The following is a 23,062-nucleotide window of genomic DNA, read 5'->3' on the forward strand; positions in this document are numbered from 1 at the left end:
GTGGCCCCGACCGGGATCGCACTGACCATCAGCGAGGCCAGGCTGTTGCTGTCGCCAGTCAGGCCGTTGACCGTGGCGCCGAGGTTCAGCGCGATCGCCGCGCCCTCGACTCCGCTCTCGGCCACCGGCGCCAGGGTCGGCGCCAGCGGATTGACCGTCACCGCCTCGGTGGCCGTGGTGGTGGCGCTGAGGTTGCCCTCGCCGTCGGTGGCGGTCGCCGCCACGCTCAGCGTGAAGTTGGCGTCGTTGGTCGGCGTGATCGTCAGTGAGCCTAATGTCCAGCCATGGACATCGACCGCGGTGTGGCCAGCCGAAGCGGTGAAGCTGTGGCTGCCGTCGCTCAACGTGGCCCCCAGCGGGATCGCGCCGACCAGCAGCGAGGCCAGGCCATTGCTGTCGCCGGCCAGGCCGTTGACCGTGGCGCCCAGGTTCAGCGCAATCGCCGCGCCCTCGACCCCGCTCTCCGCTACCGGCGCCAGGGTGGGCGCCAGCGGATTGACCGTCACCGCCTCGGTCGCGGTGGTGGTGGTGCTGAGGTTGCCTTCGCCGTCGGTGGCGGTGGCCGCCACGCTCAGCGTGAAGTTCGCGTCGTTGGTCGGCGTGATCGTCAGTGAGCCTAGCGTCCAGCCATGGACATCGACCGCGCTGTGGCCGGCCGAAGCGGTGAAGCTATGACCACCCACGCCGTCGCTCAGCGTGGCCCCGACCGGGATCGCACTGACGACCAGCGAAGCCAGGCTGTTGCCGTCGCCGGCCAGGCCGTTGACCGTCGCGCCGAGGTTCAGCGCGATCGCAGCGCCCTCGACCCCGCTCTCGGCCACCGGCGCCAGGGTCGGCGCCAGCGGATTGACCGTCACCGCCTCGGTTGCGGCGGACATATTGCCGGCCGTGTCAGTTACCTGGACGCTCAGCGTGAAGTTGGCGTCATTGCTTGGCGTGATCGTCAGTGAACCCAGCGTCCAGCTGTGGACATCGACCGCGGTGTGGCCGGCCGAAGCGGTGAAGCTATGACCACCAGCGCCATCGCTTAGCGTGGCGCCGGCCGGGATCGCGCTGACCACTAGCGAGGCCACACTGTTGCCGGGGCCGAACGCCGCCGCCGAGAGCGTGCCCAGCGCGATCGACGAGCCCTCGATCCCCGCCTGAGTAGCGGACGCCCACATTACCGCAGGCGCTCCAGTGTCGAGCGCAAAGGTGACGCTGGTGGCCGATGAGATGTTGCCGTTCACGTCGATCTGGCGCACCTGCAGGTTGTTCATACCCTCCGCCGAGCTAAAACTATTATTCCAGTGTGCGCCGCCGTCGATGCTGTACTGGACCGTCGCGCCGTGCGCGATCCCACTCAGGCATAGCGTGCCATCCCTGGTGATATTGTCCGTGCTTGATGTACCGCTGTCATGCGCGAGGGTCACCCCGGGTCTGGGGGGGGCGATTTCCACGTATGCGGTGGCCCAACTGAGGGTTCCATTGCCGAGCCGGATGGCGTACGTAAAGCTGTCCGTTGCGTACCCGAGGTCGCGGTAGCTACTGGAGAGCCAGGCTGGATCCAGTGTGCGCGCGTCGTAGCCGACTTTTCCATCCGACGTAATCCAGATGTGCGCGCCGCGATCGCTGTGATCTGTGCTTAGCGCCTCCGTCCTGGCCGTGTCCTGGGTCAAAAGCGCGGCTTGCTCCAAGGCGATAGTCGTCTCGTTACCGGCATCGATCGAGTAGAGCGTCTTAGCTGCCCCCCCGAGATCATTAGCCATGACGCTCAGGTAAACCGTGCCTAGCGAGTTATCCGTGAGGCCAGTCATGGCCGCGGTAAACACGTCGTCCGTCGCTTGCGGCGTGTTGGAGATGGAAGTCGAAGTACCGTTTGTGTTCGTAGCCATGACGTGCTCCGTGAGCGTTGCCGGGATTCAGAAATGAAAGCGCCCTGCCGCTGAACTGGCACATTGCGTCCCCAACCTGATGCGCGGACCCTCCGTGCCTGCGAACGCAGGACACGGACCTTCAGTAGAATCGACTCGATGCGGGTAACCCTTCCAGATTGGCAGGCCAACGCAATCGCAAAGCAATTCCCCGAGCACCACAAGGGCTTGCAGAGCCGAGGAGTGATCGCCATCTGCCGCCTCATCGTGATGCGTGGCAATCAGTATGTTGTTACCGGGAGTAGCGGTAATGGCGACCATGCTTGTTTCCCTTGAAGCGCCCGGCATCGTGGGCAAGGCAGCTATCAATTCTTGTCGGCAATACGGCTAACGCTCACGCAGCGCCGTGTCTTTGGTTTTAATGATCGGTTTGAGCAAATAATGCAGTACGGTCTTCTGGCCTGTTCGGATGTCAACGGTGGCGACCATGCCGGGTAGGATCGGAACGGGTCCGCTCTGCCCGCTCGACCTGTTTTGCCTGGTGCGCACCAGGATCCGATAGTAGGCTTCGGGTTTTTCACCCGGTTTTTCCGGAGTCAGCGTATCGGCGCTGATATGTTCGAGCGTGGCGGGAAAACCACCGAAGATGGAATAGTCGTAGGCCGACAGTTTGACTGTCGCCTCCTGACCAGGATGCAGAAAGGCGACGTCCGCGGGGCGCACACGCGCTTCGATCAGCAGTGTGTCATCCAGCGGCACGATCTCCATGAGCTCCATGCCCGGCTGGACCACGCCCCCCACAGTGTTGATCTTGATCTGCTTGACGACGCCCGCCACCGGGGCCCGTACAATGGCGTGTACGACCCGGTCTTCCAGTGCGGTGTTAGCAGCGCTCAGCGCGGCCTGCTCGGCGCGCGCCTGGTTGAGGTCCCGCATTGCGTCGGCGCGAAAGTGCGCGCTCATTTCGTCGATCTTCTGGCGCACTTCGCGGTATGCGGCATCCAGCCGCGGCAGCGCCAGCCTGGTCACGCTGAGCTCGCCCGCCAGGTCATTGGCCTCCCGTTCCAGCCTCAGCAGCTCCACGTCGGAAACGACGCCCTTCTGGGCAAGTGGGCGGGTCATGGCCAGCTCCTTCGCAACCAGCGTGTAGCTGTGCTGCAATTGCGCCTCGCGCGAGCGCTTCTCCGCGAGTTCCTGCCGGCGTTGGTCGGCCTGTTGCCGCAGCACGGCCAGGCTGGCCTGCAATTCCCGTTGGCGGGACTCGAACAGGCTCTGCTCTTCGGCAACGAACTTCACGCTTTCCTTCCCGCCCGGTTGGCGCGTCGTGACGAAGGGTGTGCCGCCGGCCTCGGCTGCCAGGCGCGCCATTCTGGCAATCAGGACGTCATCCTTCGCCTGGCCCTCCTTGTACGAGGCACTGAAGCGGGTGTCGTCGATGCGCATCAACGGCTGGTTTTTCTGCACGATCTCGCCCACCCGGACCAGGATCTCCGAAACCACTCCGCCATCGGGGTTCTGCACCGTCTGAACCTGGCTGGATGGAATGACTTTGCCCTCCCCTACCGTCACTTCATCCACCTTGGCCAAGGCGGCCCAAGTGAGCGCCAGAATGAGAAAGGCGAACGTCGACCAGAGGATCCAGTGGGTGAAATGGCGCGGCCCTTCCATGATCACCGCGCTGCTTTCCCGCATGAACTCGGTATCGTCCGCACGCGGTGTGAGCGCCGCGACAATTCGACCGAGCCACCCTTTGCGTTCACCCCGGCCTGCCGGTGGCTTGTCAGTGCACGGCGATTCAAGCGGCTGCGACATGGAGCGTCCTCCCTGCAAGAGCCGCCAGTACCGCGTCCCGGGGGCCGTCGGCAACAACGCGGCCGTGATCCATCACGATCAGACGATCGACCAGGCTGAGCAATGATGCGCGGTGTGTGACCAGCAGCAGGGTGCGGCCACCAAGCTGGGCCGCAAGCCTGGCCTTGAGCAGTTCCTCCGAGCGGTTGTCCATCGCGCTGCTCGGCTCGTCCAGTAGCAGCACCGGTGGCGCGAGAAGCTCAGCCCGGGCGATGGCGATAGCCTGCCGTTGCCCGCCAGACAGGCTTTCACCGCGCTCGCCCACCGGCAGATCGAAGCCGTTCGGCGACCCATTGACGAATTCGGTGACACCCGCGATCTGCGCCGCGCGCAGCACCGCCGCGTCGTCCGCGAAGGGCGCGCCCAGCACGATGTTTTCGCGCACGCTGCCATTGAACAGCACGATGTCCTGTGGCACGTAGCCGATATCGCGCCGCAGTGCGGCCGGATCAAACTGGCGCAATTCCGTGCCGTCTATCAGCACAGATCCCGAGTCAGGCGGGTACAGTCCCAGAACAAGTTTTTCGATAGTGGTCTTGCCTGAGCCGATACGGCCGATAAGGCCCACCCGCTCGCCCGCCGCGATACTGAATGAAACGTCGTCGAGGGCCGCACCACTCCGGCCCGGATAGGCGAAACGGACACTCCTGAATACAATGTCGCCCCGCACCCTGGGGCGATGCACGAACGGTTTGCCAAGCGGGCGCTCCACCGGCAAATTCATCAAGCGGTCGATCGAAGCCAGCGCGGCGCGGGATTGATGATAGCGGGTCAATAGCGCCGCCACCTGGGACATCGGCGCCAGCGCCCTGCCGGTCAGGGTAGTGCAGGCAATCAGCCCGCCGGTGGTGAGCTTGTCATCGACAATGAGGTAGACTCCGAACACCACCACGGCAAGGTAGGCCGCCTGCTGCGCGAAAGCCGCAAAGTTGACGATGCAGGCCGACAGGAAGCGGGTCTTGAGACCCAGCCTGGAGATCTGGCCGAGCACCTGCTCCCACTTGCCCTGCGTCGGCCCTTCGGCACCCATCGTCTTGATGGTCTCCAGGCCTACCAGCGTCTCGATCAACATCGCCTGCCGCTGGCCCGCACAACGTTGATTTGCCTGGATGGCCCGCGCAAGCGGCCCTTGCAAGACCAGCCCGGCACCGACGACCAAGGGAAGGGCAATCACCGGCGCCCAGCCAAGGCCGCCGCCCACCCAGAATATTGTCAAGATAAAGAACACCACGAACGGCACGTCGATCAGAGCCGTGATGGTGGCGGAGGTGAAAAACTCGCGTACCGCCTCGAATTCCTGCAGGTTGTTGGCAAATCCGCCGACCGATGGGGGGCGCGCGGCCATCTGGATGCCGAGCACTTTCTCGAAGATATTGGTCGACAGGATCACGTCGATCTTCTTGCCAGCTATGTCGATATAGTAGCCGCGCAAGGTGCGGATAAGCACATCGAAGCCCACCACCAGCATCACGCCGATGGTCAACGCCCACAGTGTTTCCATGGCATGGTTCGGTACTACCCGGTCATACACATTCATGGTGAACAGTGGCATGACGAGGGCAAACACACTGATCAGCAGTGATGCGATCAGGACCTCGCCAAAGACCGGCCAGGATTGCGCTACCACGCCCCAGAACCAGTGGCGCGGACGGGGCACCGCGCTCTGTGCGGTGCCCTCCTCGAAGCGGTAAGCGGGCCGTGCGAACAACACGTAGCCCATATAGCGCCGCTCCAACTCTTCCAGGCCGATCTCGCTCTCTCCCGCACCGGACTCCGGCATCACGAGCTGCGCGCGCGTGCCGGCACCCCTGCGTACGAGCACGCACGCCTGCCGGCCTTGCAACAGCAAGACGGCGGGCAGCACCAGATCGGAGATGGCGTGCAAGGGCCGCTTGGCCAGCTTGGCGGACAGGCCGGCTCGGGCCGCGGCGCGTACGAACAGATCAGGCGTGAGGCGATGCTCAACCAGCGGCAGGCCCGCAGTCAGCGCGTCGGCCGACACTGGCCGATTGAACATTTTGGCCAGCACCAGAAGACAGCCGAGCAAGGGATCGTCGTCCGGACCAGACGAAGGCGGCAGGTCCCATGGCCGCTGCGGCGATGCAGCCCCCTGCTCGGTTGTGGGCTGAACTGGTGACTCGGCGCGGTGCATTTACAGCACCCCGACTGAGTCTGGGTCGCAAAAAATTGGCAGCGCCAAGGCCGCCAGCATTTTGACAACAGAATCCCCGGTATCTCGCATGATCGCCCCCCGGCATCTCGCGCACGCCCAAATAAGGGCTCCGCCACCTTCCATCTCGCACATCTCCCGCGCTTTGGGCCAAACACGATCCGCCGAGCACAGGAGAACAGGAAATCTCAAAAAATCAAAGCCCCTCGTTTGGGCGCCCGCGCCCCTGCGGGGCGTTCGAGCGGACGTAAATTGCAGCGAGATCAAAGCTCTTCCAAAAGCGCTTTGAACTTAGAAGCGACCAGGAAACACCCGCCTCGGGATCGCCAGACAAAAGCAGATCACGAGCCTTGTGTTGCAGATCTTCGCGAAGCAAAAGCACCCGCTGAAGGTCGGGTACGGGTTTCGAGCCGAGATTGCCGACTCAGGTCAAACCGATTGATCCGGATTGTCCCGAACGGGTCCGGAGTGTGGTCGATACAGGATCGATCTCTCCCCGGGGCACGGCGTGACAAGGCGGACCTTTCGATTCCACCGATCCTCAGGGACCATGCCTGTCGGCGAACCGACCGGTGAGTTCTCACCTGGCGCGTTGCCGCTTGCTGCGGCTTGCGTGCCTTTGTAGGTGCCACGGACCAATTCTGACTCCCTCAGGAACCGGTCCGCGCCTGAAATTTGCTGCAAACTGCTTGTGATCGCTGCACCGGAGCTCGCAGAAGACACGACACCGGCTAGGCGTGGGCCATTGGATATAAAGTTAGTTGCGCTGGCTCTGCGCCGACCCCCTGCAATGCACGACCTGCAATTCATCTGTTAAGTGGTTACTCGGTGAACCTTCGAACGCGATCGACCACATCGCTTGTCCGACTGCTCCCGTGATGTATCTAGATGAGGTCACACTTCATTTTGTAACCGATATCAGAGCGAGGAGCATGCCATCACCCACAACCTATTGATTTATATGGCGCAACTAAATTGTTCCCCAAAAATTTGTAAGATTTTGAGTCATAGTGTTTCTTCGTTGTTACTAGTGAGTATCTGCAATGTGCTCGGCTGCCCTGCACCTAGCAGGCGTATTCAGTGATGTCACCGATGCTTTGGGACCAGGTGGTGTGGTGGCAAGAGGCAGGCACACCGTGTTGCATTTGGTTGCAACGGTGAAACTGGATCGGCGTTTGTGGCGAGAAAGATAGTTCGCGTTGCCGTGTTAAGTGGAAGGGTATACCCGTATCGATTGCAGCTTATAGGCGCCTGCGCTAGCTAAAAGGCCTAGCCCAAGTAGGCCCACCCCCTTTTTGCCGAGGCGGGGTAGTCGAGAAGCATCGATCTAATGGACGAGCAAAGCATGGCTGAGGGGGCGTGAAACTAGCCACACATTTTTGTTTCATTCATGAGACACATGGCCCGTCGGACCTGGCACGATGGTCGGCGAAGTCGATGCGCGGTGGACTTGAGACGGCGACGATGGAAATGCAACAACATGGCTTTGGGGCCGGCTGCCGCGTCCGGCAAGCCGCAAGATCTTGCTAAGGACGGGTTGCGCTGATCCCATCGAGGCTGCAGATGTCATGGTCCGTCTTGTGGCCCCATGCTTGTAGTCCTTCTACTGGAAGGTGCCGCGTCGCCGTCGAAGGTCTGCAGGCGCTGGTTGGCGATGGCGACGCGATGGGAGTGGCAGCACAGCTAGGGGGCCTTATGCTCTGCAGAGCATAAAGCCGTTTAGGCACAGTCGCCGGTTTTGCCCAACTCGTCGACCAACGATCGCAGGCGCGCTGCAATGCCGGCGACGAGACTGCGCATAATCAGAACTGCCGCAGGAAGGCGAGCACGCTGTCGGAAGGTTTGAACCGGAACGTAGCTGCTTCGGCTGGCGCCAGTTTCTCAAGAGCCCGTTCCTTTGCGGCCAGATCGGCGTCGATGTAGACGTGAGTTGTTTCGATGCTCTCGTGCCCGAGCCAGAGGGCGATAAGGCTGATATCGACGCCCGCCTGCTGCAGTTGCATGGCCGCTGACGCACAACGTGTGGCGAGATTCGCTTGTCAATCAAGCTCTGACATCGCGATCAAGCCTGATCTCCGTCCTCGAGGACGGCCTGATGGTCTGGCGTGCCGCCGAGAAGCTTGGGATCTCCAAGCGCCAGGTCGAGCGGCTGGTGCACCGGTATCGGCAGGACGGCCCGCAAGGCCTCGTCTCCCGTAAATGGGGACAGCCGGGCCACAACCAACTGCCACCAGGTTTGGAATCCCGTGTCCGCGGTCTGATCCGTGACAGTTACGCCGACTTCGGCCCGACGCTGGCTTGCGAGAAGCTGCGCGAGCGCCATGGCATCGAGATCTCGCCGGAATGCGTGCGCCGGATCATGATCGACACAGGCTTCTGGGTGCCGCGCCGGCAGCGCCCGCCCAAGGTGTACCAGCCGCGCAACCGGCGCGCCTGCCTGGGCGAGCTGGTGCAGATCGACGGCAGCGACCACCGCTGGTTCGAGGACCGCGCGTCGGCGTGCACGCTGCTGGTCTACGTCGATGACGCCACCCGGGCCTACATCGAGCGCCACGGCAAGCCGCAGGCGTTCTATTCGGACAAGTTCAGCGTCTTCCGATTGGCCGCCAAGACCAATGCCGAGGGCCGGGGCTATACGCAGTTCGGTCGACCACTGCTCGAGCTGAACATCGACATCCTGTGCGCCAACTCCAGCCAGGCCAAGGGCCGCCTCGAACGGATGAACAGCACGCTGCAGGACTGCCTGGTGAAGGAACTGCGCCTGCGCGGCATTTCGAGCATGGCGACCGCCAACGCCTATGCCCCAACCTTCATGGAGGACTTCAATGCCCGCTTTGCCAAGGTGCCACGGAGCGACTTCGATGCGCACCGGCAGTTGCGTGGCGACGAGGATCTGGAATGGATCTTCAGCTGGCGCGAATGGCGCAAGGTGTCGCAGAGCCTCACACTGCAGTACGACAAGGTAATGTACCTGCTGGAGGACCTGCCCGAGCACCGGCGCCTCATCCACCGCTATATAGAGGTAGCTGACTACCCGGACGGACACGTCGAGCTGTGGGCCGATGGCACTTCCCTGCCCTACACGACCTATCACCGGCTCTCCGAGATCGACCAGGGCGCCATCGTCGAGAACAAGCGGCTCGGGCATGTCCTGGACATCGTCGCCCAGGTGCAGGCGTTGCGCGACGACCGTCACCGGGCCGGTCCCTCGCACACGATGCAAGGCGAGCCGCCGCGGCCGCACAATCCGCCGCTGAACGTGAAGCGGCAGCGACTGCTCAACCGGCTGGATCTTGATCGGGCCATCAAGGGGACGCCCCTGCCCTAGTCTGGCCGTTAGCCACTCGATTGCAGACGCCGGGCGGGACACTACCCGATGGCAGTTGCCAACCCATTGCAGCCATACGTAACGCGCGATAGTCCTTGAGACGTCAAGCAATCTTGGAAAAGCTGGTCGACTCAGTATGCGCGGGATGTGTCACGCCACCGACGGCGCGACCAAGATGACTGGGCGCAACGACCGACTGTGCGTCACGCCGTGGTGAGTCGCTCCTTTGCCAGCCTTGTGCCTGCTGCCAGTGCTTCCAGCTTGCGCCACGCCACGTCCCGCGCCATCGGCGCCAGGCCGCAATTCGTGCACGGGAACAGCCGCTCCTTCGGCACGAACTCCAGCGCTCGGCCGATGGTGTCAGCCACTTCCTCGGGTGTCTCGATCACGTCGCTGGCCACATCGATCACGCCGACCAGCACGTCCTTGCCGACCAGCAGGCTCATCAGGTCAGGCGGCACATGGGAGTGGATACATTCCAGGCTTACCTGATCGATGCTGCTGCGGGCAAGTGCGGGGAACACCGCCTCATACTGGCGCCATTCGTCGCCCAGGGTACTCTTCCAGTCGGTATTGGCCTTAATGCCATAGCCGTAGCAGATGTGCACGGCCGTTGTACAGGTCAAGCCATGAGCCGCGCGCTCGAGCGCCTGCACGCCCCAGTCGGCGGCGTCCTTCATGTAGACATTGAAGGCGGGTTCGTCGAACTGGATGATGTCTACGCCGTCAGCCTGAAGCGCCAGGGCCTCCTGGTTGAGCAACTCGGCCAAAGCGAAGGCCATCTTGACCTTGTCGCCGTAGAAGCGGTCCGCTACGGTGTCGACGAGGGTCATCGGGCCGGGCAGGGTGAATTTCAGCTTCTTCTTCGTGTGCGCTCGCGCCAGCTGCGCCTCGAAGGCATGTACTCGGCCCTTCAGGCGCAGAGCCGACACCACCTGCGGCACCATCGCGTCATAGCGGTTGTCGCGGATGCCCATCTTCACCTTGTTCTCGAAGTCGATGCCCTCAACCTGCTCAAGGAAACCGTGCACGAAGTGCTGTCGCGATTGCTCGCCGTCGCACACGATGTCCAGGCCGGCGTCTTCCTGGGCCTTGATCCACAGCAGGGTCGCATCGGCCTTGGCCTGGCGAAGTGCATCGCCTTCAGCCTTCCACTGAGGCCAGAGCTTGTTGGTTTCAGCCAGCCAGGCGGGCTTCGGCAGGCTGCCGGCAATGGAGGTTTCAAACATCTGAGGATTCCTTTCAAACAATGATGGGTGTGACGAGCGTGCTTCGGGACCGTTTTTTTGCCGAAGCAGCCACAGGATGGCGTGTTATGTGGGACATGACGGCAAGCAGCGCCGATGCGAGTACCGCGACACAGTGATATTCGCTCCGGCGAGCTTGGTCAACGAGGTGTCGGAATAAGTCCGCGCTGTTCGCCAACCCAACTCAGACATGGACACACTGTCTTATCGTAGAGGCGAAGTGGCGAGGGCGAGACAGACATGATTGTCGAGCTACCCAATAGCTTCTTCATGAAGAATGGCCTGTGTATTTGGGCGGGTCAGAGCGAGGAATTGGCAGCCCACTGCTCAAGGACGCCCTTGTACGGCTTGATGAAGTGCTCCTCCGCAAATTTTCCCTGTTTGACAGCCAACTGGCTGCGTTCTTCCCGGTCATAGACAATTTGCGTCAACGAGTAATCCTGGTTCTTCAGGCTCGGTTGATAGAGTTTCCCTGCTGCAGAATTGGCGTTGTAAATTTCTGGGCGATAAATCTTCTGGAAGGTTTCCATTGTGCTGATGGTGCCGATCAACTCGAGATTCGTGTAGTCACCTAGCAGGTCGCCGTGAAAGTAGAAAGCCAACGGTGCGACGCCATTCGGAGGCATGAAAAATCGAACCCGCATCCCCATCTTTGCGAAGTATTGGTCGGTCGAGGACAGCTCATTCTGTTGGTACTCGACACCCAATATGGGGTGCTGGTTCCCGGTCCGCTGATAGGTCTTGCTGGTCGAGGCGCTGATACAGATGACAGGCGGCTTGTTGAAGCACTCCTTGTAAGTGCTTGAGTTAGCAAATTGCTTGAACAGTTTTCCATGCAGGTCGCCAAAATTGTCTGGTGTGCTGAAATCCTGTCGATTGACGTTGTGCTCTGGAAGTAAGACACTGAAATCGTAATCGCGCACGTAGGAGGAGAAATTGTTCCCCGCGATGCCGTCAATGCGTTTGTTCGTTTTCTTGTCGAGAATGCTGGTTTTCAGTATCTCGATCAACGGAAATACATCATTGCTGCTCGTGGTGTCAATAGTCATCTCAACGGAGATGATCTCGAGTTCGACAGAGTAGCGATCTCCCGTCGGATTGTCCCAATTCGCCAGGGCGTTGAAGCGATTGTCAATCATCCTCAGCGTGTTGCGTAGGTTCTGCTGCCGACTCTTTCCCCGGGCCAGGTTGGCAAAGTTGGTGGTTATGCGCGTGCTGTCCGATGGGCGATAGTTTTCATCGAAACAAATGCTCTTAAGTTTAAAGGTAAGTTCGTTGTTCATTGCGATCTAGTGACCTAATTTCTGAGAAATAAACGATTCTTGTTTCAGGCCACAACCACTTCCTCGGCCAGAGAGGGCCTGGCCTGGCGCGCCAATGCGACCAACGGCAATGCTCGTTGAACAGCGAGTCTGGCCCGCTCGATCACGGCCTCGTCCTGCAGACAGTAGTCCACGAAATCCTTATCGGTCGCGTAGATCCCCAACGGCAACGTGCGTGCCTGGAAGAAGCTGAACAGCGGCCGCAGTTGGTGGTCGATCACCAAGGCGTGGCGCTCGCTGCCGCCGGTGGCAGCCAACAGGACGGGCTTGTCGATCAGGGCGTCCTGATGAATGAAGTCGAAGAAGTGCTTGAACAGTCCCGTGTAGGAGCCGCGGAAAACCGGGGTTACCACAACCAGCACGTCAGCGTGCTCGACCGCTGCAAGTTCCTGCTCCACCATGTCGGATAGTTGGGACCTCCAGACCGCGCCAGCAAGCAGAGGTGCAATCTCTCCCATTTCAATCAGGCGCTGTTGGCATGGGACTTCGCCGGCGATCAGGTCCAGCAGGTGCTCTGCCAGGAATGCGGACTTGGAGGGGCGTTGCAGTCCACCGGAAACCGCTACTACACGGAGTGGATGTGTCATTTTTGCTTTCATTCGGCGCTCAAGGATCACGCAAACCACCTGCAACAGTTGCAGATGCTTGGCCCATGCGCCAATGGGGAGGATGCTACCGGCGGCGATCCATGATGTAAAATGGTTTTATTTCATAAATCCATGAATATGAGTCATACAAATGCTTGAGCGTATTCACCTCAGCATCGTTCAGCAGGTCGAGAAACAAGGGTCGTTGACGGCCGCCGCTGGCGTGCTGAATCTGACCCAATCGGCTCTAAGCCACAGCATGAAAAAGCTGGAGCAGCAACTGGGCACCGACGTCTGGCTACGCGAAGGGCGAAGTCTGCGACTGACACAGGCCGGTCAGTACCTGCTGGCGGTGGCGAACCGAGTGCTGCCGCAACTGGACCTGGCCGAAGAGCGCCTGGGCCAATTTGCGCAGGGCGAACGCGGAGCGCTGCGGATCGGTATGGAATGCCACCCTTGCTACCAGTGGCTGCTCAAAGTGGTTTCTCCCTATCTGGCTGCATGGCCCGATGTGGAGGTGGACGTCAAGCAGAAATTCCAGTTTGGAGGGATCGGCGCGCTCTTCGGCTACGAGATCGACCTGCTGGTTACGCCTGACCCACTGTTCAAGCCGGGGCTGAAGTTCGAACCAGTGTTCGACTACGAGCAGGTGCTTGTCGTGCCCAGAGGCCATGCGCTGGCTTCTGCGACCTATGTGAAGCCCCAGCAACTGACCCAGGAGGTGCTCATCAGCTACCCCGTGGACATCGAGCGCCTGGACATCTACAACCAGTTCCTGTTGCCAGCCGGTGTCACACCCAGGCGCCATAAAGCCATCGAAACCACCGACATCATGCTGCAAATGGTGGCCAGCGGGCGCGGTGTGGCCGCGCTACCGCGATGGCTGGTCGAGGAATACGCGGCCAAAATGGACGTGGTGCCCGTGCGGCTGGGCGCACGCGGAATCGCCAAGCAGATCTTCCTGGGGGCACGCGAGGCAGATACTGGCATCGACTACGTAAGGGCCTTCATCGAGCTGGCACGCCAGCCTGCCCCCACCATCACCGTTGCACAAGGAGCCAACTGATGAGCACCACCGTCGAACGCGAACCGCTTCCATTGCCCGGTGGCCACAACAAGGTGTTACTGCACTCCTGTTGCGCACCCTGCTCGGGTGAAGTCATGGAGGCCATGCTCGCTTCGGGTATCGACTACACGATTTTCTTCTACAACCCCAACATTCACCCACTCAAGGAATACGAGCTGCGCAAGAACGAGAACATCCGCTTTGCAGAGCAGTTCGGCGTGCCCTTCATCGATGCGGATTACGATCGGGACAACTGGTTCGAACGGGCCCGGGGCATGGAGCACGAGCCCGAGCGCGGTGTGCGCTGCACCATGTGCTTCGACATGCGCTTTGAGCGCACTGCGCTGTACGCACACGAGCACGGCTTTCCGGTGATTACCAGCTCGTTGGGCATCTCGCGCTGGAAGAACATGCAGCAGATCAATGACTGCGGCGTGCGTGCCGCAGCGAAGTACCCTGGCCTGACTTACTGGGAATACAACTGGCGCAAAGGCGGTGGCTCCGCGCGCATGATCGAGATCAGCAAACGCGAGAACTTCTACCAGCAGGAGTATTGCGGATGCGTCTACTCGCTGCGCGACACGAACCGGCACAGGGTGGAAAGTGGTCGCGAGCGCATCCAACTGGGCGTGATGTTCTACGGCGACGAGGCACCAGCAAAAGACTGATGTGCCTTGTAGCGGAGTGCACCCTCGGGGGCATTCAGAATTGTTCAATGGCTTCTAGCGTGCTCAATCAGACCTGGCGCGTCGGAGTTTCCCCAAGATTCGCCAAGTATGGCAAGACCCTTGATGCATCCCGAAGAACCCAGGCTCGCTGGCAACATCATCACCGATGCCTATTCGCTAGAAGTAAGCGCAAAAGACATTCCTGCATTGACTGCAGCAGCGCCGCGAATCTTGCCCGCATCAACAATTTCCATTCCCTACCTTCCACGTGAGGACGACGATGCGCGACTGGCCGCAGCGCAGGCCGCGCGCAGGCTCGGCTTTGAGCCCATGCCGCACTTGTCTGCACGTCGTATCGCCTCGCTTGCTGCGCTTGATTCGCTCGTCAAGCGAGCGGTCGCTGAGGCTGGCGTCGAGCACTGCTTCGTGATCGCAGGAGATCCGCTCACTCCGATGGGGCCGTGTTCCGACAGCGCCTCGCTGATTGAAACAGGCGTTTTCGAGGGATCGGGCATCAAGGTGGTCGGCGTGGGTGGCCATCCAGAAGGCCATCCGGTCATGAGCATGACCGATCGGTGGGAGGTTCTAGAACGCAAGCGCCACAGCATCGAACGACGCGGCATGACGCCCTTGATCGTCACGCAGTTTGCATTTGATGCAGACATCGTGTTGGCGTGGTTGCAAGCCTTGCGCGAGCGGGGCATTGAACATCCAGTGCGTGTGGGCGTGCCTGGCCCTGCAAGCATCGCGGTGCTGGCACGCTATGCCGCCTTGTGCGGCGTCAGCGCATGCGCTTCGATCTGGTCCACGTACGGCGTCTCCATCGGCAAGCTGTTCGGCTCGGCGGGGCCGGATCTTTTTGTTGATCGTCTGGCCACCGGCCTAACAGAGGCACATGGAAAGGTAAGCCTGCATTTCTTTCCATTCTGAGGTGTCGCACAGTCGGTGAGATGGATAGAGCAGTACAGTTTTCGTACCGAACTGCTCCCCCGGCGGGGTACCTGAATCGAGCAATGCCAGGCCGGTCAGCCTATGACCGCTGCTGGCCGAACGCGGAAGCTCGCCGATCGCCTGGCGATCGCCGTGGATACGGGCTCCACCCGTCAGCTCTCTGGGTCGTACCCAAACTCGCGGAGTTCCTGCGAGCAGCGGCAAGCTTTGGCGATCTTTGCAGCCCACTGGATGGCGGCTTCGCGCGACGGGAGCTCCAGAACACAGAGGCCGCCGTCGAACTCCTTCGTCTGGGGATAGGTTTCGTTTGTGAACGCGCCGTCTGAGGCGACCATGAGTGGTGCGACATCCTCGTTGATACCACCACCGAACACGTACACGCCTGCAGCCTTCGCCTCGCGTATCACCTCGCGCGCAGCTTCGCCCACGGCGGCAAGGTCCTCGTCGGGGATTGCCATCGCCCTTCCAGGAAAGGAGATAAGGTATTTCGTCATTGTTCGGTCCTTCGGTTGAGGTCGGTGCTGTTCGTGATGTCTAACGTGTTATGGGGCGATGTACTCCGCACGATGCAAGAACTACTAGGCCGTGCGGACGCAGCCACGCAGACGATCTATACCCACGTAATGCGGTTAGGCGTCTTGGCGGTGTGCAGCTCGCAGGACGGACTGCTATCGGGGCGCGAAGCGGCTAAGTGATTGACCGCTCCTGGCCGGACTCGGACGACAGCGCCAGGTCGATAAGTGACCATTTTGGGGACCTGGGCCCGCACCCCCCTTGGGTTAAGTTCAAATGTCGTACCCCCGGCTCGGATCCTGCCATGCTGGCGGCCTGCAAGCCACCCAGGAGCGCGACCATGGGCCGACCGGACACGATCAACCATGAGCATACGTGAACTGGACCGGCTTAAGGCCATTCAGGCCGTGTTGGATGGACGTTTGGCGCGTTGGCGCGCGGCGGAACGCCTGGGCATCAGCGCGCGCCATGTCCGGCGCCTGGTGCTGCGTTTGCAGGAAGACGGGCCCAGCGGCCTGACCTCCCGCAAGCGCGGCCGTGATAGCAATCGGCAACTGCCGCCAGGTCTGGAAGCGCGCGTGCGCGGCCTGATCCGCGACAGCTATGCCGATTTCGGCCCGACCCTGGCTGCCGAGAAGCTGCGCGAGCGCCATGGCATCGACCTGGCCACGGAGACGGTGCGCCGGATCATGATCGACGCCGGCTTCTGGGTGCCGCGCAAGCTGCGCCCGCCCAAGGTCCATCAGCCGAGGACTCGCCGTGCCTGCCTGGGCGAACTGGTGCAGATCGACGGCAGCGACCATGCCTGGTTCGAGGAGCGGGCGCCGGCCTGCACACTGCTGGTCTATGTCGACGATGCCACCAGCCAGATGATGCAGCTGCTGTTCGTGCCGACCGAATCGACGCCGGCGTACTTCGAGGCGACGCGGGCCTATGTCGAGCGCCACGGCAAGCCGCTGGCGTTCTACAGCGACAAGGCGGGCATTTTCCGGGTCAATGCCAAGGATGCCGCCGAGGGGCGTGGCTACACGCAGTTCGGGCGCGCCCTGTTCGAGCTGAACATCGACATCCTGTGCGCCAATTCCAGCCCGGCCAAGGGCCGCGTGGAGCGGATGAATGGCACCCTGCAGGACCGGCTGGTCAAGGAACTGCGGCTGCGCGGCCTCAGCACCATGCCAATCGCCAATGCCTTTGCGCCAGCCTTCATGGCCGACTTCAATGCCCGCTTCGCCAAGCCGCCGCGCAGCGACTTCGATGCCCACCGGCCGCTGCGCGTTGACGAGGACCAGGGCAGCGCAGAAGCAGGTTTCGGGTAGGAATAGCGAAATTGCGACCCCCATAGAGGCCGCCTATCGCGGATTCGACGTCGGTGTTGACTTAACGCTTGAACGTTACCATGTTCCCTTGAGCCGTCAATGCCTTCCCGAACTTGACTTTTATAGCAGATTTTGCGACGTCCGTTGTCACCCAATAGCAAGTGCCGCCTCCAATACCCCGGTAATGAAAACGGACACCGCTGCAGCAGATGATCATTTCAGTATGCCAGCCTGATTTTTATGCCGAAGACTGAGCCTTCGACATTTGCGCAGACTCGGATTGGCTGCGCGTGAGCGCCGCGAAATAGCGACCTGGCGGATGTCCCAGCGCTTTCTTAAACATGGTGATGAAAGCGGTGACTGATTCGTAACCGAGGTCATCGGATACTCGCTGCACTGATGCGCCACCTGCAAGTTCACGTACGGCGACAAGTAGATGTAATTGCTGTCGCCATCTACCAAACGTAAGCCCTGTTTCCTTGAGCACAAGCCGGGACAAAGAGCGATCGCTCATCGCCAAACGTTTCGCCCATTGAGAAATCGTACTTCGATCCCCTGGATTGGCGTGCAACGCGTCCGCCATCTGGCGGATCTTCGGATGCTCAGAAGTGGGCAGATAGAGACGTTCCACCGGCATCAGCGCTAATTCGTCCAACAACACGCGTGCAAGATGGTCCGTATGGCCGCCTTGCTCGTAATCCAGGGAAACTCCCGCCAGATGCAAAATCATCTCTCGCACCATGGGTGAAATGGACAAAGTGCAGCAGTGTGTCGGCAAAGCCACGATGCCTGGTTCCGCAAAAAGGTAACAAAGTCGGGCGTTCGGGGTGGCACGATTGCTGTGCAGCATATTTCCGGGAATCCAGACGCCGCACTGCGGTGGCACGATCCAAAAGGCACCCTCCACCTGACAGGTCACGGCCCCATGCAGTGCCAACACCAACTGTCCCTTTCTGTGCTGGTGCACTGGGATTTCCCCTGCATGCTCAAGCACGTTCATGCGAAGCGCCACCACCGGCCGGTTGGTATCGTCGGGGTCTTGAGACCCCGGGAAAGAAAGGGTGCGATCCACAGTTTGGCAAATTTTAGATATATGTTGGCATTCTAGCGAAATTCTGGCGGAGAGGATGCGGGCACAGTGTGTGTCATGCACAAGTCAAATCCCGACCATATCCCAACTCCGGATACATCTCGGAAAGATCCGCGACGTTGGACGCTGCGCGATCCTTTCCGATGGGCCTATGCGCCCCAGGCCCTCAAACCTGAACTGGAGGCGGTGCTCTTTTCGCTCAAGTGCTTCGCTGCCGCGATGCTCGCTCTCTACCTGTCATTTCGGATCGGATTGACACGCCCATTCTGGGCGCTTGGAACCGTCTATTTGGTCTCGCAGCCGTTTTCCGGCATGTCGGTCAGCCGAGGACTGTTCCGACTTCTCGGAACGGTGATGGGTGCGGCAGCCACCGTGTTCCTGGTGCCAACCTTTGTCAACGAGCCAATCGCTCTCAGTATGGTGCTGGCGTCGTGGATCGGGATCTGTCTGTACATCGCCCGCCTTGACCGGACGCCGCGCGCCTACGCTTTTCAACTCTCCGGGTACACCACAAGCCTGATTGGATTTCCATACCTCATGAATCCTGGCGGGATCTTCACGATCGCCAGTGTTCGCGTTCAAGAAATCTCGATCGGCATTCTGTGCGCGACGCTGATCCACGCTCTGATCCTGCCTCGCAGGGTTGCACGCCGAGTGCAAGCGCGCGTTGCCGGCATTCTCGCCGATTCTGAGCAATGGACGCGCCACATGCTAGGAAATGCACGGAACTCCGTACTTGTAAAGGACCGGGCCCGGGCCGCTGTGGACATGCTGGATCTGCACCAACTATCCACGCACTTGCCCTTTGAAAGCGGGGATGGTTCCGTACAAGTTCAAATTCTGCGGACGCTGCACGAGCGACTATTAACGGTGTTGTCGCTGTCCGGTGCCATCGACGATGGCCTGGCGGAACTCCACGCCTCTCAGCATGGCGTGCCAGCGCAACTCCTTGTGTTATCTGAGCAGGTGCGGTCTTGGCTGGACACACCCGGCAGCATGCGCGATCCAACGACGACAAATGGGCTGACAAAGCGCCTGCGCTCAGACCTTGCAGTCAAATCCAGTCCGCCCACTTGGCGCGATCTCCTCATCGAGAATCTGGCCTCAGACCTTGCCGAACTAGTACTCGCCCACCAGGATTGCCGTGTGTTGGAGCAGCGACTGAAGTCCCCCCGGCCGCAATGGATGCGCGACCTGCCCGAACGGCTGCTCGGCCCAAACAGTGGCTACGCTCTACATCGTGACTACTGGCTAGCCGCGCGCAGCGCCATTGGCGCCGCTATCGGGATAACGGTCAGCTGCGCGCTCTGGATATGGACAGCGTGGCCTGATGGCGCTACCGCCGTTTCGCTCGTAGGCGTGGCGTGTGCGCTCTTTGGGACAAGCGATCAGCCTGTCGGCAGTTTCACGCGCTACACGATCGGCTCAATTGTCGGAGTCGCAGTCGGCTTCGTCTACGGCTTTGCCGTCCTCCCCCGCGCAACGGACTTCGTTACGCTGGCTGCCGTCCTTGCACCCACCTTGCTCGCGAGCGGATGCCTGCTAGCCAAGCCGCTATACGCCTTTGCCGCGTTGGGCGTCGTGTTGACCTTCCCCGTAATTGCCGGGCTCGGGCCAACCAATGCTTCCGATTTCTCATCTGCGGCCAACGGCTCACTGGCCCTCCTGATCGGCTCCGGGATGGCTGTAATCAGTCTCCGCCAGTTTCAAACGATGGGAACTGAACATGTCACCGGCAGGATCATGAGAGCGATCAGGCGCGATGTTGGGCGTCGAGTGGGCATTGGACGACCCTCCGAGATCGACCGCTGGACTAGCCGCATGGTGGATCGCGTCGGCCTGCTCGTCCCGCGGTTGACCGGAACTAGCGACTCCAACGACCTCCTGCGCCAAGCACTTGCCGACGTGCGAACTGGGAACACTGCCGGCGAACTTTGGGTACTCGAAAAGCAACTGCAGAACCGAGAGGTCAAGTCTCGCCTTGCTGCACTCCTGAACGAACTCGCGGAGTACTTTCAGACGCGCAAGGCTACGCGAATTGATGCTCTCCTCGGACGGCTAGACGCCGTGATGGTGGCAGTGGCAGTTGAAGCGAACCCTGTGCGCAAGAAGGCTCTCTCTCTTCTCTCCGCCCTTCGCCGTGACTTGTCGTCGCGTGCAAACTCAACCGAATCCTAACCCGATGCTCAGCGACATCTCAATTGGCGGGGTTTTCCTGCCACGGCTTTTGGTCTCGACCTGCGTTGCCTTCGTACTGATGGCGCTGTCATCCCGGCTACTAGCGGCCCTTGGCCTCTATCGGATTTTCGTCTCTCCGCCGCTCGTCAACATTTCTCTTTGTTCGATCTGGCTTGGTCTGTCGGTGTGGTTCGTGTATGCAAATTGATATGAAGCATTCGCTTGGTTTACTGGGGCGTTGGGCTGCCACGCTCCTCCTTGTCGCCGTGGCGATCGTTGTCGCGCTCTCGGTTTGGAAACGTCACGAAAAAGATCCGTGGACTCGCGATGGCCATGTCCGTGCGGACGTCGTTCGCGTCTCGTCAGATATCGGCGGACTTGTCACGAAAGTCCTCGTTCACGACAATGAACGGGTTCGCGCCGGACAACTCCTTTTTATCTTGGACGGCCCCCGTCACAAGGCCGCTCTCGGGCAAGCCAATGCTGCCATCCAGAGTGCCAAGGCCAACATCCAGAGTGCAACGGCCAATCTCGAACTAGCTCGCCGCGAAGCCAAACGTGACATAGCGCTCGGCAACCTAGTTGCAACCGAAACACACGAACAAAGCGTAGCGAAAGTGGAAACTGCACTTGCGGCATTGGCACAGGCCAACGCCTCAAGCAATGCGACGCTCCTCGCACGAGAGGTCGCACTACTCAACATTCAGCGCACCGAGGTCCACGCGTCTGTTGATGGGATCGTCACAAACCTCGACCTGCATTCCGGCGACTTTCTGCCTGTTGGCGCTCAAGCGATGGCTCTCGTCGATACTGATTCGATCAGAGTTGAAGGCTATTTTGAAGAGACCAAGCTACGGTGCCTTAGAGTCGGAGACAAGGCCACCGTGCGCCTGATGGGGGAGGAAGACGACCTTGTAGGTCACGTCGCCAGCATCGCTGCCGGTATCGCAGACGATCAACGATCGAATACACACAATCTCCTACCGGCTGTCCAGCCCACCTTCTCCTGGGTAAGACTAGCGCAGCGGATTCCCGTACGGATACATATAGACAAGATGCCCACGGACACCCTGTTCATCGCAGGTCGTACGGCCACTGTGAGGATCGATTCAGCGTCCTCCGGGAGCTGCAAGTGACGGGGAAGGCCTTTCGCTCCGCATTTCTCGTTCCGCCATTCCTTCTTGGGCTTTTCGGTTGCGTGGCCGGGCCGAACTACCGTGTTCCTGATAGCGCCGCCGCGCTCGCCCCCGCCGCGCAGCAGAACTTTGTCGGCGGTCGCAATGCGGCCTATTCGCAAGCGTCGCTTCCAGACCAATGGTGGAATCTCTATGACGATCCCCGACTGAGTGCATTTGTCCGAGAGGCGTTGAGAGCAAACACCGAGTTGCGCGCGGCGGACGCGAACATTCGTCAGGCGTCAGCGGTGGTGCGGGAAACCGAGGCGGCGCGCTCGATCCAAACGGACATGACGACAAGCGCTGCGGCCGCTCGCGTGGGAGGGTACACATTAGCCAAGCCAGGCGCTCCATACACCTATGTTCTCGGAATGAGTCTGTCCCTACCGCTGGATCTCGCCGGTGGAATTCGGCGGGGCATCGAAGCCGCAAGCGCAAATGCCGAGGCCGCACAGGCTGCACGCGATCAAGTTCGGGTGGTAGTAGCGGCGGCCGTGACGCGCGCCTATGCCAGTGCCTGTTCAGCAAACCGTACCTTAGCCGCAACGAGACACGTACTAGATGTACAGCGTGAAACGCTGGAGGTCACTCGAAGGCTGGCTGCCGGTGGCCGAGGAACAGCGTTTGACGTGAGCAGGGCTCGCGCGGCCGCGAATGAAAGTGAAGCGGCTATCCCGGCCATTGTGGCCACCCGACAAACGGCCTTGCTCGAACTTGCAGCACTGATGGGGCGTCTTCCCGCAGACTATCCAAAAGAGCTGGAAGACTGCCTTCAGCCCCCCGAACTCAAGCGCCCCCTACCGATTGGAGATGGGTGGCAGTTGATCCAGCGCCGGCCGGATATTCGAAGGGCCGAGCGAAACCTTGCTGTAATGACCGCCACTCTTGGTGTTGAGACTGCCCAGCTATATCCACAGGTAAGCATTGGTGGCTCCGCAGGATTCGCAGGCCAATTTAGCGCAATCTCCAGCTCCAATTTCGGTGGCAGTATCGGGCCGCTTATGTCCTGGAACATGCCTAACCGTACCGCAGTGAAGGCACGTATCGCACAGGCCAGTGCAGCCGCGGATGCCGCGCTCGCGGAATTTGATGGAAGCGTTCTTCAAGCTCTCAAGCAAACGGAATCCTCACTATCCGCCTACTCACAGGAGATCAACCGCGAACGAAGCCTCGTGCAGGCTCGGGGCGACGCAGAGGATGCAAGCGACCAAGCCAATCGCCTCTTTCGCTTCGGGCGGACTAGCTTCATCGATGTGCTTTCAGCTGAAAGCGCCTTGGCAAACGTTGAGTCTAGCCTCGCGTCGTCTCGCGCCCAGCTGATTGATCGGCAGATAGAACTGTTTCTCGCCTTGGGTGGTGGCTGGAGAGAGCCGCCTCCAGCCAACTCCAATGAGCCGCTCAAATGAGCGCCCTGATAGGCGCTCAATATTCTCGCACGCTAAACGCTCTGCTCCATGCCATTTCAATGCGCCAATACCAACGCTGTGATGTCACTTCGCGGATCCCGTCGTCGGCCAGATCCACGCCCGCAGGTGACGGGCGAGCGCCCGTCGCTCCGCGAATGCCGACCTAGTCAGCGTTGAACCCCGATGATTTAATAACTGGACAGTGCCAAGTTCTTCCGGTAGCTCAGTCCCCGGTTTTGGCCAGCCGCAAAGTTGACAACTCCATCGATAGGTCGATCCAGCGATCCAACAGGATMTTCATGCGCTCAAAGTTTTTCAGTTGACGGCGCACCTCCGGCAAA

Annotated in this window: 17 protein-coding genes and 1 pseudogene; 9 read left to right on the plus strand and 9 right to left on the minus strand. The window is 60.6% G+C overall.

Features of this window, described 5'->3' with window-relative positions; genetic code table 11:
• The 4 genes from AB4061_RS37910 to AB4061_RS37925 form a co-directional block, all read right to left on the minus strand.
• Positions 1-1,874 (minus strand): Ig-like domain repeat protein (locus tag AB4061_RS37910; protein ID WP_441641232.1); only part of this gene is annotated, 1,874 nt, incomplete at its 3' end.
• 366 nt (positions 1,875-2,240) lie between these two features.
• Positions 2,241-3,665 (minus strand): HlyD family type I secretion periplasmic adaptor subunit, encoded by a 1,425-nt coding sequence (locus tag AB4061_RS37915; RefSeq protein ID WP_441641233.1) that lies wholly within the window; start codon positions 3,663-3,665, stop codon positions 2,241-2,243.
• Complete coding sequence (locus AB4061_RS37920; protein ID WP_441641234.1) at positions 3,649-5,856, minus strand: type I secretion system permease/ATPase; 2,208 nt, start codon at positions 5,854-5,856, stop codon at positions 3,649-3,651. Before AB4061_RS37920 ends, AB4061_RS37915 begins: the two co-directional genes overlap by 17 nt.
• Positions 5,857-7,676: 1,820 nt before the next feature.
• Positions 7,677-7,877 (minus strand): integrase, encoded by a 201-nt coding sequence (locus AB4061_RS37925; protein WP_441641235.1) that lies wholly within the window; start codon positions 7,875-7,877, stop codon positions 7,677-7,679.
• 17 nt (positions 7,878-7,894) lie between these two features.
• On the opposite strand from AB4061_RS37925, the gene AB4061_RS37930 reads away from it, so the two are divergent.
• Entirely contained in the window at positions 7,895-9,202 is a 1,308-nt protein-coding gene (locus AB4061_RS37930; RefSeq protein WP_441641236.1) for a helix-turn-helix domain-containing protein, read from the plus strand.
• A gap of 203 nt (positions 9,203-9,405) precedes the next feature.
• Here the strand turns inward: AB4061_RS37930 and AB4061_RS37935 are convergent, their stop codons facing one another.
• The 3 genes from AB4061_RS37935 to msuE all read right to left on the minus strand — a co-directional run bounded on the left by AB4061_RS37935 (position 9,406) and on the right by msuE (position 12,358).
• On the minus strand, positions 9,406-10,431 hold the full coding sequence (locus tag AB4061_RS37935; RefSeq protein ID WP_441641237.1) for a methionine synthase: 1,026 nt from the start codon (positions 10,429-10,431) through the stop codon (positions 9,406-9,408).
• A gap of 317 nt (positions 10,432-10,748) precedes the next feature.
• Positions 10,749-11,732, minus strand: a complete 984-nt coding sequence (locus tag AB4061_RS37940; RefSeq protein ID WP_441641238.1) for a DUF1852 domain-containing protein — start codon at positions 11,730-11,732, stop codon at positions 10,749-10,751.
• Between the two features lie 44 nt (positions 11,733-11,776).
• On the minus strand, positions 11,777-12,358 hold the full coding sequence (gene msuE / locus AB4061_RS37945) for an FMN reductase (protein WP_441641248.1): 582 nt from the start codon (positions 12,356-12,358) through the stop codon (positions 11,777-11,779).
• 151 nt (positions 12,359-12,509) lie between these two features.
• On the opposite strand from msuE, the gene AB4061_RS37950 reads away from it, so the two are divergent.
• The 3 genes from AB4061_RS37950 to AB4061_RS37960 all read left to right on the plus strand — a co-directional run bounded on the left by AB4061_RS37950 (position 12,510) and on the right by AB4061_RS37960 (position 15,022).
• Positions 12,510-13,424, plus strand: coding sequence for a LysR family transcriptional regulator (locus AB4061_RS37950; RefSeq protein ID WP_441641239.1), 915 nt, complete (start codon positions 12,510-12,512; stop codon positions 13,422-13,424).
• Complete coding sequence (locus AB4061_RS37955) at positions 13,424-14,092, plus strand: epoxyqueuosine reductase QueH (RefSeq protein ID WP_441641240.1); 669 nt, start codon at positions 13,424-13,426, stop codon at positions 14,090-14,092. Before AB4061_RS37950 ends, AB4061_RS37955 begins: the two co-directional genes overlap by 1 nt.
• Positions 14,093-14,215: 123 nt before the next feature.
• Positions 14,216-15,022: a methylenetetrahydrofolate reductase gene (locus AB4061_RS37960; protein ID WP_441641241.1), complete on the plus strand. Its 807-nt coding sequence runs from the start codon at positions 14,216-14,218 to the stop codon at positions 15,020-15,022.
• 173 nt (positions 15,023-15,195) lie between these two features.
• Here AB4061_RS37960 and AB4061_RS37965 read toward each other — a convergent pair whose 3' ends face one another.
• A complete protein-coding gene (locus tag AB4061_RS37965; RefSeq protein WP_441641242.1) occupies positions 15,196-15,537 on the minus strand; it encodes a YciI family protein in 342 nt (113 codons plus the stop codon).
• 384 nt (positions 15,538-15,921) lie between these two features.
• On the opposite strand from AB4061_RS37965, the pseudogene AB4061_RS37970 reads away from it, so the two are divergent.
• Positions 15,922-16,848 (plus strand): annotated as a pseudogene (locus AB4061_RS37970) (ISNCY family transposase); the annotation flags it as partial.
• 262 nt (positions 16,849-17,110) lie between these two features.
• On the opposite strand, the gene AB4061_RS37975 reads toward AB4061_RS37970, so the two are convergent.
• Complete coding sequence (locus tag AB4061_RS37975) at positions 17,111-17,944, minus strand: AraC family transcriptional regulator (protein WP_441641243.1); 834 nt, start codon at positions 17,942-17,944, stop codon at positions 17,111-17,113.
• 75 nt (positions 17,945-18,019) lie between these two features.
• On the opposite strand from AB4061_RS37975, the gene AB4061_RS37980 reads away from it, so the two are divergent.
• The 4 genes from AB4061_RS37980 to AB4061_RS37995 are packed head-to-tail and all read left to right on the plus strand — an operon-like array spanning position 18,020 to position 22,721.
• The gene (locus AB4061_RS37980) at positions 18,020-20,140 is read left to right on the plus strand and encodes an FUSC family protein (protein ID WP_441641244.1); all 2,121 of its coding nucleotides are present in this window, start codon (positions 18,020-18,022) and stop codon (positions 20,138-20,140) included.
• Positions 20,141-20,144: 4 nt separating this feature from the next.
• Entirely contained in the window at positions 20,145-20,348 is a 204-nt protein-coding gene (locus AB4061_RS37985; protein WP_441641245.1) for a DUF1656 domain-containing protein, read from the plus strand.
• Between the two features lies 1 nt (position 20,349).
• On the plus strand, positions 20,350-21,276 hold the full coding sequence (locus AB4061_RS37990; RefSeq protein WP_441641246.1) for an HlyD family efflux transporter periplasmic adaptor subunit: 927 nt from the start codon (positions 20,350-20,352) through the stop codon (positions 21,274-21,276).
• The gene (locus AB4061_RS37995; RefSeq protein ID WP_441641247.1) at positions 21,273-22,721 is read left to right on the plus strand and encodes an efflux transporter outer membrane subunit; all 1,449 of its coding nucleotides are present in this window, start codon (positions 21,273-21,275) and stop codon (positions 22,719-22,721) included. The genes AB4061_RS37990 and AB4061_RS37995 overlap by 4 nt, the downstream gene beginning before the upstream one ends.
• Positions 22,722-23,062 lie beyond the last annotated feature (341 nt).

The organism is Cupriavidus sp. YAF13, from assembly GCF_052113425.1.
Taxonomy (GTDB): domain Bacteria; phylum Pseudomonadota; class Gammaproteobacteria; order Burkholderiales; family Burkholderiaceae; genus Cupriavidus.